Genomic DNA, 16,048 nt, shown 5'->3' with positions numbered 1-16,048 from the left:
GTATTTCCAGATCGTCAATAAGAGCGACTGTAGAAGCCTTCAGTTGGACGTGTCTCAACTCATAATGGAAACACCCGAATGACCGCTTGTGACCCTGCTTGCAGGCAACGGCCTCTCTCTTACCTCAGTTCACGCAGTGCAACGAAGGTCCACTTCGTCCGCAATCCCTCGTCAGTATGAGACTCTGTTACTCTCCAACACTACCATAAAGTGTGCTGTCTTGGTGGCGTTTGACACTGGCTAGGTCTTAGGGCACATAGGAACATAAGACGAACAAAGGTGATGTAATGCGAGACTTTCCTTTTCATGTCGAAATTTGGCAAAGCGGCTTTAATGCGCCCTATGAAACAGTTGCCCAAGCGATCAGCTTTGGTATGGCAAATGTTGTGTTTGACGATTTAGTGAAATCACGCCCAGGTGAGTTTATTCGGCTGCGCAACGGGATCAGAGTGATGAAACAGCATCCTCAAATTGGCTGATCTTACCCACGATTGATACTATTGTGCACGCCCCTAAAGGGGCAGGCCAGTTAACGCGCCTTGGGCACGTTGTCTCTTCCAAAGCCACCGCACCCTAAGCCTAGTTAGGTGTCTTAGATGGTTTGTCTCTGCCCTCCGGTAACTGTTCTTCGTGCGGATCGCACCTCACTCTTTCCCTTCTGCCGTAATCAGTTGAGGCAAGGATGCTCTTGTTTGCTGGCGGGCTTGCGCCCTGATGGGGACTAAAGCCCCCGCTTATGCTCAAGGCAACCTGCTAACGCAGGCATTCGCCCGCCTTCCTTCGTTCGCTCCGCTCCCTTCGTGCAGCCGGTTCCCTGCAGGCTTAAGCCTTTCGGTCGAAGTGACCTTGACCAACGCTCCCCCGGTGTCTGCGACGAGAGAAATCGAAACGGACCTCACAGGCGGGATAGACAAAATGGCGAAACTTACCAAAGCACAATCTAAAGCTCATTTTCAGGCAGAAGAAATCTTAAAAAAAGACGTTCTAAGCGAAGAAGATAAGGAGTTTGTTTTTGCCAATTGGCACGAGGGCGCGGAATTTGAAAACGGCTCTACAGGGGCTTTTTTCACTCCCGAAGGGCTGGCGTGGGATTTTACTTTTGATGTTAGCGGCCACAAAATTATTGACCTTTGCGCAGGCATTGGAATGCTGGCCTATGCGACCTATCACCGGCTTATGCACCGCAACGGCAAAGCGCCTGAAATCACCTGCATTGAGCGCAACCCGCGTTATGTGGAGGTTGGCAAAAAACTATTGCCCGAGGCGACTTGGATTTGTGCAGATGTGTTCGACTGGCAGGAACTAAACCTAGGGAAATTTGACCGGGCAATCAGTAACCCGCCGTTTGGCAAAGTTAAGCGTTTTGGTCGAACTGGTCCCAGCTATAAAGGTGCATTGTTTGAACTGCATGTGATGGATATCGCCTCAGAACTTGCCAATGAAGGCACCTTCATAATCCCGCAAAACTCGGCAAGCTTTAAATATTCCGGTGTGCAATGTCACAGCCGCGATAAGAAGGGCGCGGGGGTGGAATTTCAAAACACGACAGGGTTCTACATGTCAGAAGGGTGCGGCATTGATACGTCATGTTACCGCGACATGTGGAAGGGCGTTAATCCACTATGCGAGATCGTTACAATTGATTACGCGCAGGCCAGACAGCAGCGCGAAGCCCAAGAGTTTCCCTTGTTTGCGTTGGCTGCGTGAGGTGAGGGGATGACAATAAACAATCAAGAGGGCACCTTGCCCTCTCTCTCACTCGAAAGGTGTCAGGAAATTTGGTTGAACTTAAACCCTGACGAGCGCGCCGTGATTATGTCAAAAGTTGAAGAGAGCAAAAAGCAGAGCCTAGACAAATATTTATGCGCTTGTCTTGAGTATATCAGGGCGCACCCAGACATAACTGTATTACACGCTTGAATTGAATTTTTGAACGCTTTAGAACATGCATTGAAAGAGGGGTAGGGTCCGTTTCAAAACTCCGCTACCTCTTTTAAAAGGGGAGGGCTTATGCCTTCCCCTTTTTTGTTGCCGTGTGAAACACAACCGTTGCTGATACGGCGCGCACTCCACACAGTCCCTCGCTCAGCCACCAACGGCACCCTTGCAGGGCGCACGTTGTCGTCTGAACGATTGCCAGTGTTGCGCTTGCTCTTATTTGCTGGCGGGCTTGCGCCCTGATGGGGACTAAAGCCCCCGCTTATGCTCAAGGCAACCTGCTAACGCAGGCATTCGCCCGCCTTCCTTCGTTCGCTCCGCTCCCTTCGTGCAGCCGGTTCCCTGCAGGCTGAAGCCTTTCGGTCGAAATGACCTTGACCAACGCTCCCCCGTTGTCTGCGACGAGAGAAATCGAAACGGACACTACACAAGCGGGTAGCAAATCATGAAAATCTCAGACGCTCTATCAGTCCTTGGCGTTCCATCAGGCGCAACACAAGCCGAGATCAAAGCAGCCTACAAAGCGGCAGCTAAAAAATATCACCCTGATTTGAACCCCGCAGGCGCGGAAATGATGAAGCTTGTAAACGCGGCTTTTGACGTGTTGCAAGCACAAGGCACGGTTCACACTGACGAGGCGACCAATGTAAATTATGGCGAAGACCTCAACGCGGCCTTAAATGCAATTATCGACTTAGACGGGTTGGAAATTGAAATCTGTGGGGCGTGGATCTGGGTTGGTGGGAACACCCGCGAGCATAAAGACGCCTTGAAAGCAGCAGGCTTTAAATATGCTTCGAAAAAGAAACGTTGGAACTTTCGCCCTGCTGGATGGAAGTCCAAAAGCCGAGGGCGTTCAACAATGGAGGATATCCGCGAAAAGCACGGCAGTGCCAAGCCAAAGCGCCCCGCCCGTTCCTCCATGGCTTTAAGAGCCGCCCCATGAGCCGCTTGGCAGACATGGCACAGCCCGCCGCTGAATTGCTGTTCGGCGGTGGGGGAGGTGTGAAAATCAGCGAGCACCGTATTCTTGTTGAGGCTCCGGTGGGTGCCCTTTTGATAATTTTTGCTTGGTACAAGGGCCGCATAGCTGTGAATGCATCGCTTAAATCGTCCATCGGCGGAGATTTTTACACGCGAGAACTTAAGAGCTATTTTGAGGGAGAGAGCCAGCACACACTAAAACGCACCTTTGCCCCTGAGAGGGTGCGCCAGCAGCCCGAGCAGATAGCACGAGAAATTGAGCGGCATATTATAGAGCCTGCAACGCCGCTCGCCTTCAAAGCATTGCAAGGGGTGGCTGACCAGCACAACAAGAAACGTGAAGTTGCAGAGTTCGTAAATCGAATTTCAAAGGGATCAGCGCAAAAAGGGGCGCATGGGAACTTTACGTTAAGGCGTGAAATTAAAATCTTCGACCCGCAAGCTTATGGGCGCATTGAGGTGAGGGAGCTGGCAAACGATTGTGATGTACAAATCACAGGGCTTTCCTTGCACAAGCTTGAAACCTTGGTAAATTTCTTAACCTCTTCAGGAGATTAATAAGAATTCACCTTCTTAGCAAAGCAGCAGCGTGAGCCAGTCCACGCAATCGGAGAAGTTAGGCGCTCCGATAGTAGCAAAGCCTAGATAAGGAGGTGGGATGTTAGGTGAAGTTGAAACTAACTTTCGACATGAAAAAGACCCGCAACAGATTGGTCGTCAGACTGCGGATCTTTTTTAAAGTAGCCTAATGGCATGGATTGGGGGGCGAAAGCTCCCCTTTCCTTCGCTTAATATAGCCCTCATTCCTCAACAATTCAAGAAGAACCGGCCAGCAAAAACAGCCTTATGCGGCGCGCACTCCACACAGTCCCTCGCTCAGCCACCAACGGCACCCTTGCAGGGCGCACGTTGTCGGCTGAACGATTGCCAGTGTTGCGCTTGCTCTTGTTTGCTGGCGGGCTTGCGCCCTGATGGGGGCTAAAGCCCCCACTTATGCTCAAGGCGACCTGCTAACGCAGGCATTCGCCCGCCTTCCTTCGTTCGCTCTGCTCCCTTCGTGCAGCCGGTTCCCTCCAGGCTGAAGCCTTTCGGTCGAAATGACCTTGACCAACGCTCCCCCGGTGTCTGCGACGAGAGAAATCGAAACGGACCTCATGAGGCGGAGACAACATCATGACCAAGACCACCAACGGCAAACTGCTTTCCAACGTATCAGTTTCAAAGCTCACCTTGTCTGCCCTTAACCCGCGCCAGAACGTAGACCCTAACGAAATTGAAATGCTGGCTCAGTCTATCAAGGCTTGTGGCCTGATTCAGAACCTTGTGGGCTTTGCTGAAGGGGACAGCATCGGCATCGTTGCTGGTGGTCGCCGCCTTCGTGCGTTGCAAAACCTATTAGAGAGCAAGGATATCCTTCCAAACTACAGCGTTGCTGTGCGCATTGCTGCCAGCAAAGAGCAGGCGCTTGAATGGGCCAACGCAGAAAACACCGCCCGCAAAGACCTTAATCCAGCAGAAGAAATCAAAGCATACCGCACCATGGCGGAAGCAGGTCACACACCTGATAGTATTGCAATCGCGTTTGCCCAGAGCGTGCGCCATGTCAAAGGACGTTTGCGCCTTGCAGGACTTGCGCAATGCATCCTTGAAGCGCTGGAAACTGGACAGATCACGCTCGATCTAGCGGCGGCTTATACGGTATCTGCGGATCAGGAAAAGCAGGCAGACGTTTTTGGCCGCTTAAACGGGAGATGGGGCGGAGATCAGCCGCGCACCATTAAGCGCAACTTGATGGATGAGGTTGGCGAGGGCAACGACCACCGAGCGATGTTTGTGGGCCGTGAGGCTTATGAAGCTGCAGGGGGAGCAATCCGCGAAGACCTGTTTGGGGAAGAGGTTTATTATCTGGACAGCACCCTTTTAGAACAGCTCGCCGCAGCAAAACTTGAAGAAGCCCGCCAGAAGCTCCTTGCACAAGGTTGGAAATGGGCAACGGCCAGCATTGAACTACCAGAGTACACGGAGCGACAGAAGTTTGTACGGCTCCACGTTGAAGATGTGCGCTTAAGCGAAGCACAGGAAGAGCGCAGAGAGGCCCTGATTGAAGCGCAGTACGAAGAGCGGGCAACACCGGAAGAGTTGGAGGAACTGGACGAGTTACTTGAGAGGCAGTTTACGCCCGTTCAAAAAAGCGTTGCGGGTGTTTTTGTTGCGATTGGCTCTCAGGGGGAGTTGTGTTTAGAGAAAGGCTATGTTGAGGCGCACGATCAAGGTGCAGCAATTGCCGCTGGTGTGCTGCAAGAGCCTAAAAGCGTGACAGGAAATTCCAACCAACCAGAAAGCAAAGAGTACTCCCAAGCCTTAATGGAAGACCTGAGCGCCATTCGTACAGGGGCGATGCAGGCCGCTCTATTGGATGATGCAGAGCTTGCAAAAGATATCGCGATCTTTTCCATGATCACAAAGAGCTATGAGGGCGATCTGCCGTGTAAAATCCAGTCTGGAACATGGCGCAATGAGGCTGAAAATCACGGCCAGAACCTGCCTGAAGAACTGAATGTTGCAGATCAGACTTCTATTTATGGAAAAGATGTTGCAACACAGTTTGCGGCGTTCCGCCTGAAGAGCGAGCAGGAAAAATCAACCCTTCTCACACAAGCCGTTGCGCGGTCCTTTGCGGCCCGTATCGCTCTTGTGAGCGGACACGTGCCGTTTGTTGAACTGGTCGCTAATACCGTCAGTCTTGACCCACGCAAGACTTGGACGCCGAATAATATCTTCTTCAAGCGGCTTAAGTCAGGCCAGTTGGATGAGGTCAAGAGCTACATTGACGGCAAGCCAGTAGGACCAGAGTTCGCAAATATGAAGAAAGGCGACAAGGTGACCTGTCTTCATGGGCTGTTTAACAATGAGGCGGATCGCAACGGCCTTTCCAGTGAGGGTAAAGAGCGAGTTGCTAACTGGGTTCCCAAATGTCTGAAGACCCAGTATCAGGCACCGGATATCTTAGATGAAGAGATCGAGAAGATTGCTGCATAAGGGGCAAGGCCACAGAGAGGGAAGCAGGAGAAGGGTGCGGGTTGCGCGCCTTTCCTCTGTTTAAGGTCAGTCCAGCGGCGCGCACTCCACACAGTCCCTCGCTCAGTCACCAACGGCACCCTTGCAGGGCACACGTTGTCGGCTGAACGATTGCCAGTGTTGCGCTTGCTCTTGTTTGCTGGCGGGCTTGCGCCCTGATGGGGGCTAAAGCCCCCGCTTATGCTCAAGGCGACCTGCTAACGCAGGCATTCGCCCGCCTTCCTTCGTTCGCTCCGCTCCCTTCGTGCAGCCGGTTCCCTCCAGGCTGAAGCCTTTCGGTCGAAATGACCTTGACCAACGCTCCCCCGTTGTCTGCGACGAGAGAAATAGAAACGCACCATCCCAAGACGGAGAGAAATCATGTTGCATCTTCCAAGCCTGACGACCCTGAAAGAGTTCCTTTCTGACTTGTTTGTCAGCTCCGCCGATCACCAGCGCGAAGAGCTGGAGTTCAAAAATCGCCAGCATGACCCTGATGCAGAGCATTACTTGCAGATGTTGGATGCTGAGGCCCTTGTGGAAGATGATTGGGATGATGAGTTTGAGGTGTTCCAACGGCTGGAAACGGAATTATCTGAAGGTGAGTTTGCCTGCACGATCAGCGGGACGCATTGTGAGGGCTGGAACGCGGAAGCTGATATTGACTATCAGGAGATCATTGAGGCGGACACCTTTGAAGAGGTGATTGCGATCCTGTCAGAGCGTTACCACTGCGATTACTCATGGTCCGTAAGTGCACGGGACTGGAACGACAACACCTACAAGCACCGGTGTGAAGCTGAAGACAACGAGCACATTGAATGCAAAGAGGTTGAATGGGCGGTGTTCTGAAGACAGACATAAGACGTGGAACCTCCTGACAGCAGACAGGATTGCCCATAGCAACCAAGGGGTGCATCTGCTACAAGCAGCTGAGAATTTTGGGGCAAAAGCAGCGGCGCTGAGCCAACCAGCGCATCGGGAAAGATAGGCTCTCCCGACTGAGGCAACAGCCTTGCCCCGAAACCGGAGGTGAAGAAATGTGGTTTTTACCAATTTCTATCACGCTTAAATTGAAAAAGACCCGAAGCAGTTGGCTACTGTCCCTTCGGGTCTCTATCAAATAGCTAGTAAACGGCAGGGGGCTTAGCTCCCTGCCACTCCGGTATCCTACTCCGAAACTCCCTAGAAATCAAACTCTGGCTCTGAATGCGGGGCGATCTGGCTCACAAACGCTCACCGGACTCTGCCGAGCCCAGATCGCGCTTGCAACCCAGCTCACTCATGTTTGCTGAAGGGCTTACAGCTGGCAAGTCGCAGGTCTCTTCATTCCTCAATGCCATTTTGACCTGAGGGGCAGCTGTTAGGGCTTGCGCCCTCACGAAAGCTAGATCGTCACTCGCCTGACCACAATCTTCCTCGCCCTTTGGGCTGCGGGAGACTATGGACAGCCTCTCTCCTCACTAGCTCCCGCTCACCCGTTTGTTTGACGAGGAAAATAGAAACGCACCATCCCAAGACGGAGAGAAATCATGACACTTCCTCAAACACTGGCACAGTTCGCAGGCCGCTCCAATATTAAGCCGCAAAATCTTTTCTCACTTTTCTGGACTGCAATGACCCTGAGCAGTGATGAAGTGGGCGACCCGATAGAAGGACTTGGAGCACGCCTCAACCGCTTCAAGTGGAACGTGAAGCAAGTGCTGTTTATGTTCTTAGGGGGATACTATGGCGAGCTGGAACTCTACAGAGTGGAGGTGATCGACCACGTTGATGAATATGGAAATGACTTAGGCACTGAGATTTCTTATCAGCTGGTAGAGGATGTTAAGCAGGCCGATGTTGTGACCTTGACCTTCTTTAACGCGAAGAAAGCAAGAGTGATGTTCGACAAGCTGGACGGAGACACCGCTCAAGAAGCCTTGAGGCTTGGATATCGGTAGCAACCTCAAACAGATAGCGAAGGGAAGGGGCTTAGCTCCCTTCCCTTCGCTATCTTACTCCGAAACTCCCTAAAAATAGAATAGCGGCGCTGAGCAGAGTAGCTGTGATTTTGGGCTTGCTCCAAACCTTCCAGGCTCCGCAGGATCTGCCGATCCCACTCTTCCTTCCAGCTTTGGCGCTGCGCTCATTTTCTTGCCAACCGTCTGACAAGGCGAGCACTCGGCATCGGCACCCTTGCAGGGCACACGATGCCGAGTGCTCGCCTTGTCAGATCGGGGCGTGCGGCGCGTTGCGATCGCTCGTTGCACTCACAGATCCCAAAGCGCCTTGTCGCGCAAAGCACGCGCAAGCTTGACAAGCTCGCACATGCTCCGCGCTCTGGTAATTGCTGCTGCTGTAACGGAATTTTCGTTTTCTTTTCCATGTCGCTTGACAGAAAATTCATACAAAAGTTGAAGCACTATGCAGATTTCTTCAATCGTCAGCCCGATTTCATGGATTCCGCGAGTTTCCGCGAGTTTCCCGAAGTTTCCACGAGTTTCTATTGTTAATTCCCAGTGTTTCCTGGAGATTCCCGAAGTTTCCGCGAGCGCCTACGATGTTCCTCGAGTTTCCCCGAGATTCCCGAAGGTTCCGCGAGATTCCCCGAGTGAGAGTTGGCAAGATATGCTAACCGGAGCCGGTTAGCGAAAATTCTGCGAGCCGGGACCAACCCGCAGACTTGAGCTTATTCGCACTGTCGTGCTCAACGCCTTTTGCTAGGCAAAATTTAAGGAATCAAAAGCGAAGTATATCTGTGGATAAGTATTTTCGGGTATTCTCTCAAATTTGAGTCAAAAACCTAGGGTTTCAGTCAATTCAGATAATACCTAAAAGTTTAAGTATTTATACTTTGCTTTACTGTGGGAAACCGCGACCAAAAAAGGGCTGGATAAAGTTGTGGGGATGCGTTATGCACTTCTTACTTGCTGCCATAGCAAAATGGCATGCGGCTCTGACGGTTATTATGCTTGGACGCATAACCGTCAGAGCCTAGCAAGGACCAAAGTGAACTTGGCACCTGCATAGGGAGAACCCACAACTCATAAATCAGTCGCAGCTCATCTCATGTCCGCTAATGGGCTTGAGGCTTAGCGTGTTTCACTCCGAAATGCGATGGGCAGATCTGCGTCTTATTCCTTTATCCAAACATTAAACATCAGGGATGCCCGTTTTACACACGGGTAATCAAACAATGGCGCTTCCATGGGGAGATGCCCGTGCTCAATTTCAACTCGTGCGTGCGCATGTTGAGACTGAGATCGGGAGAGGTGTGTCCAAACGTACGATCTTCGAGGCCCTTTCAAGTGAAGGGAAGATCAATATGTCGAAAACAGCCTTCTATAAGTATGCGGCTAAGGCTCTGAACCCTAAGCCTGATTTGCCTCCAGGAAGTGCCATTGTACCCCCATCCAAAACAGGAGGGAGCGGGTCTACTACACCCCGAGATTCGCCCCTTCCATCTCAACCTAAGGGTACAAACCGGTTCCAGATGGCGTCAAAAATTCCAGATTACGACTGATAGGTTTAAGCAAATATGAGATATGTAAACTTTGTAATGCAAGGAAAAGGCGGGGCCGGAAAGAGTTTTATTTCTCTTCTGCTTTGTGAGTATTTTCGTCAAAAAGAGCGAAACCTTGTTGCTATTGATACGGACCCAGTAAACCCTACTCTTTCATCTTATAAGGCACTCAACTGTAACCTTATAAAGATGATGGATAATGCAGAGATCGACCATCGCAGCTTTGACACCATTGTTGAGGGCATAATCGAATCAGATGACGAGACACATTTCGTTATTGATACGGGTGCAACCACCTTCTTACCGCTGGTCAAATATCTGGCTGAGAACGATGTGCTTGAGCTTTTGCATGAGCATGAGTGCGAGATTGCCATCCATTCCGTAGTCAGCGGGGGAGGCGCAATCGACGCCACACTGTCCTGCATTGAGAAGCTGTTTGAAGTATTCCCAAAGCAAAAGATTGTGCTTTGGAAGAATGAATACTCAGGTCGAGCAGAAAAAAATGGTAAGCCATTCGAAGAGCTGAAGTTGTTTAAGGCAAATCAGGACCGGATTTACGCTGTGCCTACTTTAGCGCAGCGCACCGGCTCTTCCTTCAATCACGACATTCAGGCCATGATTGAGCGCCGCAAGACCTTCTCAGAGGCCATTTTGGACGAGAATTTCGGCCTTATGACCCGTCAAAGGCTCAAAAAGGTCTGGTCTGACGTCTCCTTACAACTTGAAAACATGGCTTTGTAAGCGTGGGTGAGGATGGGATGGCGGCAATGGCAACCGATTCGGAGCAAAACCAAGCAAATTTCGACTTCATAGAATCTGAAGTGTCAACCCCACTGGGCGGCGCTCAGATCTCTTCGCTTGAAGATGTTCGCGCTTTGATCGCCAAAAAACATGGTGGTCAGTCCATGGGATCGGACGATCCGATCTGGATGCTCTACTCGCTGTTTGAGGTCTTTACCTCTGATTTGTCCGTGTTGCTGGCTGAGGCCGGGACCCGTCAGGTCCATGAGCGTGACAAGCTCAAAGCTATCGTTGGAGAGAGCGCAAAAGTGCTCGCAGAAGAGATGCAGAGCGAATTATCGCGTCTGAGCGACACGCTCAGTCAAATTCGCCAGAACGTTGAGGCCAGCTCAATTGAGGGCCTTTTAAAGCAGCAGTCTCAATTCTCCATCGAGCTTGGCGACCTCACATCCAAAATCAAACGCTTTTCATCGCCGCTCTATTTTTTCACCGCTCTGAACTGGCTTGCCGTTGGAGCTCTTTATCTGATCATGAAGTAGGTTTGTCATGTACTCATCTAAGAATTCAAAGTCGCTTCTCACCCGTGAGGTCAAACTCGTTGTCCTTGCTGTTCTGATTTTGAACCCTGCCGCTGCCTTTGCTGGCAAGGACTGGGCAAGCCCAGTTGTTACGACATTCGGCTTCCTTGAAAGCGGCATGGTTCAGATCGGTGCTGTTATCGTTGGCCTTGGTGTGGTGGCCTTCGGTGCTTGGTCGGCCATGTCTGGCAGCATGCGCTGGGAGAGACTGGTCAACTACGTCATCGCAGCTATCATCATTGTAGCCGCCCCAACGGCTATCCGCGCCCTTGTTAATCTAGCCTAAGGGGGCGGGTATGCGAGTGCAGAACGGCGTTTATCGGCACCTTCAGTCACCCTCGACCATCTTTGGCATGCCGCCATTGTTTGCGGCGTTTGCGTTGGGTGGAGTGTTCTTTGTGGGCGCAATCTTAACCCTGGTGATTGATCCGCCGCTCGTCATGCTTCTCTGCATTTTCTCCATTCCTCCAGCCCTTGCCTTCACCATCGCCTTGCGCCGCAAGGATGCACATTGTGAGGCAACATTGCTGTTGCCGCACACTTTCTTCAAAGGCAAACAAGCCCGCTGCCTCATCGTTGGCGGGTCTTTAAAGACAACGACAAAGGGCAAGACAAAATGAGCCTCCTTCTTTCAACAGCAGCAACTTTGGGATTTGCAGGCGGTGCGGCCATGCTCGCCAAGAAGGTCCTGCGTCAGGACGGGGAGGGCAGTTTTGAGCAGGACTGGCTGGCAGACGAGCTGGACTTTGACGTTCTTTTTGAAGACCGCACCACCATTGCCCTTAAAGATGGCACCTTGTTCCGGGTGTTCAAACTGAAAGGCGTTTCCTACGACACTATGAGTTTTGAGCAGCAGGAAACGCTCGCCCGCCAGCGCAGCAACATCTTGCACCAGCTTGGATCAAGCGGCTCAGCCTTTCGCCTGATGGCCGTTAAACGGCTCAAGGATATTTCCTTTGAGGCGGACTGGCCCTCTCCGGCCTTAGCTGAGATCGGCAAAGCTGAGCAGGAGCTTTACAAGCATGCTTATACCATGAGTTGGTATGTGCTGCTGGAAGCGACCACCTTTGAAACCTTGAACAAGCATTGCAAGGCACTTCTTAACGGGTTTGAGAATTACCAGGTCACGCCGGTTGAGGCTGCAAAGGATCTTGAGGAACCGTGCGAATTAACCGCGTTCTTAACCTATCTGGTATGCGGACATATGCCCGATGAGGCAAAGCGGGTCAGCCGGTCTATCAATGCCAACCTGCCCGCCTGTGATCTGATCATCAACAAAGACGGGACCATCCTTACCCAGACCCCGCTCAAACACATTCATAAAACCATTGGCGTGAGTGAGTATCCAGATAGTGTATCGGGCCTGATGATCTCCAGGGTGCTGGCCTTGTCTGCAGAGCTGGAAGTCATGCAGGTCTGTGTGCCGCTCAGTTCAGAAAAGACTATCCTTGAATACACCCGTAAGAAGGCAGAACAGCTCAACAGCTTCTTAACCTCCGGGGCCATGGTCACAGAGCTCTCGCACGCCACTGAAGCGCTCACCAACAACTCCAACACCATGTTCCAGACCCAGCTTCAGTTCACCGTCAGAGCGCGCACACAAGCGGAGCTGGATGAGGTGCTTGATCAGATCTCTGCGATTTTGAATTCTCGCCGCGTCAAACATAGTGTTGAAACGGCACCAGCGGCCAACTGCTGGTTTAACCGCCTGCCCGGACGAGGCAAGTTGGTGCGCAAACTGCGTCTGATGGATTATAACGTGGCCGCGCTCTGGCCGCTGCAATATTCTCCAGAAGGCATGTACTCCTCCCCGTTCGGGAACCGTCCTTTGCGTTTGTTCAAGACGCCAACAGGCCAGAACTATTCCTTCCAGTTCCATATTGCAGATAAGCCTCAGGCGGCAGGGCACTACCTGATCTTTGCCCCGACCGGCACGGGTAAATCCACCTTGATTATGCATCTGCTTGGCGGGATCGCCAAGTTCCAAGGCGTGCGCAATTATGTCTTTGACAGTCTGGAAGGGGCGCGGTTCATGAGCGAGGTCATGGGCGGACAGTACCAGTCCTTTGACCAGCTCTCTCTTAACCCGCTTGATTGTGATCTTGACAATAAGAGCGCTCGCCAGCGGGCCGCGACCATGATGCGGATCATGCTGGGTGATCAGTATGTGCAAGAGATGGACGACCAGATCAATGATGTGCTCGATTTTGCAAGTGTCATGGATCGCGGGGAGCGCACGTTCGACAGTATTTTCAAAGCCGCCTTCCCGTCAAACTCCGATATCAAGCGCGCTTTCACCAGATGGGTGAAGGATGAGCGGCTTGGGGAGGGGGCGTATAGCCATATCTTCAACGCCCCGCAAGACAGCATCCGCACCTTTTTGGAGCAAAGCCATCTGGTCGGCATTGATATGACCGAGCCGCTTAAAGATCCGTTGCTTGGCCCTGCACTTGTGACGCATATTTCCAGCGCCATTTATGAAGCCGCCAAGGTCAACCACAAGGGCTTTTCTATCTTTGTCGATGAGGCGGCTAACCTGCTCCGCAATGAAGGCTTCCGTCATCTCGTCGGGCAGATGTTCATGGAGTACCGCAAACTGGGCGGTGTTGTCGGGCTGGCCTTCCAGAACCCGGAAGCGCTGGTGGAGTTTGAAGGCTCGGCCAAGGTCATCAACAACGCCCCGAACCTTTTGTTTATGGCCGGCTGTGGCGGCAGCGATAAAGCCCTTGAGCCGTTCAATTTGAGCGCCGATCAGATCGCCTTCATTCGCGGGGAAGGGGAGCTGGCAGGAGGCCGTCAGGTTCTTCTGGTCAGGCGCGATCTGGCCTCTGGATACAATGAGAGCACCATCATTGATGTGGACCTTTCCGGCCTTGGTGATGCCTTGCGGTTTTATCGCTCCGGCACCGGGCCAATGGCTGAACTTCGCAAAATTCAGGACGTGTGGGGCGAGCAATGGCTCGCTCACGTTTAACGGCACATGCAGGACTTAATCATCAAAGCGGCGGGGACAAAGTAAAATGAATGCATCTAACGGAGCAGCTTCAAGACGCGTCTATGACCATCAGGCTGATTGGTCGGACGGTCACTATTTTTCTCAGTATTTTTCTCACGATTATCAGGATGATGAGAACCTTTATGACGAGGAAGGCTTAGAGGAGGAAGGCTTAGAGGAGGAAGGATCTACTGATGAAGATCTTGTAGAGGAAGATTTCCAGCTCTCCCGGCCTTCGTGGGGCGCTGTCATAGCGGCCTGCCTGACCTGTTTCGTTCTGGGATCATTCCTCTTCAGTGGGTCCGATGTAAGCGACCTTGAAAACAGATTGTCCCGGCTGGAAGGGGCTGTCCACCTTGCTGCATCCCTTACGCCTACACCTTTGTCTGCGACCTCTTTGACTGCGCAGCCGCAATCCAAATTGGCGGTGAACTGAAGCGATGATGGAGGAGACGGGCATGACCAGAGACGAAAATACGCTGGAAACGACCATGGATAATGCGCAGTTTTTGAGCGATCTGGACCGGGAACGGGACAAGGACAAAGGGCAACTGAAACAGCGCAGCAGCAATCTTGCAGAGCTGGACAGGCTAAGCAGGAAGGGCCAGGAAAAGGCCGGCGATCAGCAAGGTGATTTGCAGACTTTTGGCACCGCTGACTTAATTCAAGAGCTGGAACTGCGGGCAACTGAACTGGTGCACCTGAAACGAAGCGCGAAAGCAAATCAGGGGCTCAAAGAATTTGATCAGCTATGGAAAGAAAGAAAACTTAAGACAGAGCGCGAAAAACATGAGGCGCAGATTAAGGCGCAAGATGGTCTTTTGAAGGATCTAATCGCGCAGGTTGAAACGCTTAAGGGCCAGTATAGCCTTTTAGAGGATCTGAAAGTCAGTCTGGACCAGATCGGCACCACGGATCTTACTCACTTAGCAAAAGATGTCGAAGAGATCAGAACCGCCGTCTGGCAGGTCAAAGATGGCCTCATACAAGACAATCGCCAGCAGTTTTTTAGTTGGTGCAATAACGCTTCTGAAGAGCTGAGAGAGGCGAAAGCTGCTTTGAAGAGCAGGGCCGTGAGGAGCGTCAGGACGCGTGATCGTCTTATGGGCGCTGCCCTTATTGTCATGGCACCTGTGATGTTTTTTTTAGCCATCCAGACATTTGTGGGTTCAGACACGGATAGCACAGTGCCCAGGCTGTCCGGGCTGAGCAGCCGCATTGAATATATCGCCAGAGAGCAAGGTGTGAGTTTGCCACAAGCCGTGCAGATCACGCCGCCTGCACCCCCTGTTTTTATCGCCCCTCCTGTCATCATAGAACGGGAGACCAGCCGGTTGGCTGCGCCTGAGGCGATCTTCAGGAAGGAGGCGTTGGCCTCTGAGACAGTTGCTACGCCGTTAAATCCAGATGAGCAGGCCAGATCCGAACTGGACGTAGACGGGGAGGCGAACTGATGAGAGCCAACCGGTTTATTGCTGCCTCTATGCTTGCACTCTCACTGGCGCTGATAAGCGTGCCCGCTTTTGCGGCCCGTCCTGTCATTGATATCAAGGCCATCGCAGAGGCCAAGAAGCAGATTGCGCAGATGAAAGAACAGATCAAGACGCTCAAAGAGCAGCTTGATGTGGTTAAGGATGTGCGCTCGGGCGTTGACGATACGCTTAAAAGCATTGGCGAGGTCTCCAAGATCTCGATCCCCTCTATCAACTTCAGCGACATCACCGGTCAGATCATGTCGGACAATTCCTGTCTGGTTCCCGATTTTGAGGGCCTGATGCCGGATGTGAGCTTTGATGAGATGGATATGGGCTCGCTGTGTTCGCGTTCTGATGCCTATCAAAACGGTCTGGTGGCCGAGCCTAAGGACATGACGTCCATGACCTGGGAAGAAAAGGGGAAGGTGCAGGCCGGTGTTAAAAAGGCCCGCGTCAATACGGTGGCTGATGCTTCGTTCAAGGGGCTGGCACAGGCCGATATGGCGCAGGAAAATGCGGTCAAGACCTTAGAGGCGGCGCAGGAACTCAAAAGCGAGGGGGCCAAGGCGCAAACGGTCAATGAACGCCTGCAGGTGCTTATTGAAGTCAATTCTGCCTTGCTGCAAAGCCAGTCCCAGACCAATCAATTGCTTGCCCAGCTTCTTAAAGTCTCTTCTGCCCAGTCCATTGTTCAGGGCGTCCCGATTGAGAGCGAGCTGGCAAAAGATGACATGAAGAAAAAGGGAGGCTCAAAATGACCTCCCTGACCTTCACG

17 protein-coding genes are annotated in these 16,048 nt (G+C 52.1%); all 17 read left to right on the top strand.

From position 1 onward, the window contains the following. Positions 1–287 precede the first annotated feature (287 nt). Entirely contained in the window at positions 288–479 is a 192-nt protein-coding gene (locus BMZ51_RS22020; protein WP_068010292.1) for a hypothetical protein, read from the top strand. A gap of 436 nt (positions 480–915) precedes the next feature. Next, a complete protein-coding gene (locus BMZ51_RS22015) occupies positions 916–1,707 on the top strand; it encodes a class I SAM-dependent methyltransferase (RefSeq protein ID WP_068004496.1) in 792 nt (263 codons plus the stop codon). A gap of 303 nt (positions 1,708–2,010) precedes the next feature. Continuing rightward, positions 2,011–2,181 (top strand): hypothetical protein, encoded by a 171-nt coding sequence (locus BMZ51_RS24170; RefSeq protein WP_161941204.1) that lies wholly within the window; start codon positions 2,011–2,013, stop codon positions 2,179–2,181. A gap of 202 nt (positions 2,182–2,383) precedes the next feature. Continuing rightward, positions 2,384–2,884 (top strand): DnaJ domain-containing protein, encoded by a 501-nt coding sequence (locus tag BMZ51_RS22005; protein WP_068004428.1) that lies wholly within the window; start codon positions 2,384–2,386, stop codon positions 2,882–2,884. Beyond that, positions 2,881–3,480: a hypothetical protein gene (locus BMZ51_RS22000; RefSeq protein WP_068004433.1), complete on the top strand. Its 600-nt coding sequence runs from the start codon at positions 2,881–2,883 to the stop codon at positions 3,478–3,480. The genes BMZ51_RS22005 and BMZ51_RS22000 overlap by 4 nt, the downstream gene beginning before the upstream one ends. A 615-nt stretch (positions 3,481–4,095) precedes the next feature. Further along, a complete protein-coding gene (locus tag BMZ51_RS21995) occupies positions 4,096–5,961 on the top strand; it encodes a ParB/RepB/Spo0J family partition protein (protein ID WP_068004424.1) in 1,866 nt (621 codons plus the stop codon). 399 nt (positions 5,962–6,360) lie between these two features. Beyond that, positions 6,361–6,831: a hypothetical protein gene (locus tag BMZ51_RS21990; RefSeq protein WP_068004434.1), complete on the top strand. Its 471-nt coding sequence runs from the start codon at positions 6,361–6,363 to the stop codon at positions 6,829–6,831. 680 nt (positions 6,832–7,511) lie between these two features. Continuing rightward, a complete protein-coding gene (locus BMZ51_RS21985) occupies positions 7,512–7,922 on the top strand; it encodes a hypothetical protein (RefSeq protein ID WP_068004437.1) in 411 nt (136 codons plus the stop codon). Between the two features lie 1,235 nt (positions 7,923–9,157). After that, positions 9,158–9,484 (top strand): hypothetical protein, encoded by a 327-nt coding sequence (locus tag BMZ51_RS21980; protein ID WP_068004440.1) that lies wholly within the window; start codon positions 9,158–9,160, stop codon positions 9,482–9,484. A gap of 15 nt (positions 9,485–9,499) precedes the next feature. After that, entirely contained in the window at positions 9,500–10,225 is a 726-nt protein-coding gene (locus tag BMZ51_RS21975; protein WP_074882338.1) for a nucleotide-binding protein, read from the top strand. 26 nt (positions 10,226–10,251) lie between these two features. Continuing rightward, the gene (locus BMZ51_RS21970) at positions 10,252–10,764 is read left to right on the top strand and encodes a hypothetical protein (protein WP_139201455.1); all 513 of its coding nucleotides are present in this window, start codon (positions 10,252–10,254) and stop codon (positions 10,762–10,764) included. 7 nt (positions 10,765–10,771) lie between these two features. Continuing rightward, positions 10,772–11,089: a TrbC/VirB2 family protein gene (locus BMZ51_RS21965; protein WP_068004449.1), complete on the top strand. Its 318-nt coding sequence runs from the start codon at positions 10,772–10,774 to the stop codon at positions 11,087–11,089. A gap of 10 nt (positions 11,090–11,099) precedes the next feature. Next, a complete protein-coding gene (locus BMZ51_RS21960; RefSeq protein ID WP_068004451.1) occupies positions 11,100–11,423 on the top strand; it encodes a hypothetical protein in 324 nt (107 codons plus the stop codon). Then, complete coding sequence (locus BMZ51_RS21955; RefSeq protein WP_068004454.1) at positions 11,420–13,777, top strand: VirB4 family type IV secretion system protein; 2,358 nt, start codon at positions 11,420–11,422, stop codon at positions 13,775–13,777. The genes BMZ51_RS21960 and BMZ51_RS21955 overlap by 4 nt, the downstream gene beginning before the upstream one ends. 46 nt (positions 13,778–13,823) lie before the next feature. Continuing rightward, on the top strand, positions 13,824–14,234 hold the full coding sequence (locus BMZ51_RS21950) for a CrcB family protein (protein ID WP_068004458.1): 411 nt from the start codon (positions 13,824–13,826) through the stop codon (positions 14,232–14,234). Between the two features lie 22 nt (positions 14,235–14,256). Further along, on the top strand, positions 14,257–15,252 hold the full coding sequence (locus BMZ51_RS21945) for an AAA family ATPase (RefSeq protein WP_139201454.1): 996 nt from the start codon (positions 14,257–14,259) through the stop codon (positions 15,250–15,252). Continuing rightward, positions 15,252–16,031 carry a hypothetical protein gene (locus BMZ51_RS21940; RefSeq protein ID WP_068004463.1) on the top strand — a complete coding sequence of 260 codons (780 nt, stop codon included), beginning with the start codon at positions 15,252–15,254 and terminating at the stop codon, positions 16,029–16,031. The genes BMZ51_RS21945 and BMZ51_RS21940 overlap by 1 nt, the downstream gene beginning before the upstream one ends. Positions 16,032–16,048: the final 17 nt, after the last annotated feature.

This window comes from Pseudovibrio axinellae (assembly GCF_900110875.1).
Lineage (GTDB): Bacteria > Pseudomonadota > Alphaproteobacteria > Rhizobiales > Stappiaceae > Pseudovibrio > Pseudovibrio axinellae.
Note: the sequence above shows the minus strand (reverse complement) of the source record. Positions and strands in the feature narration are given on the sequence as shown.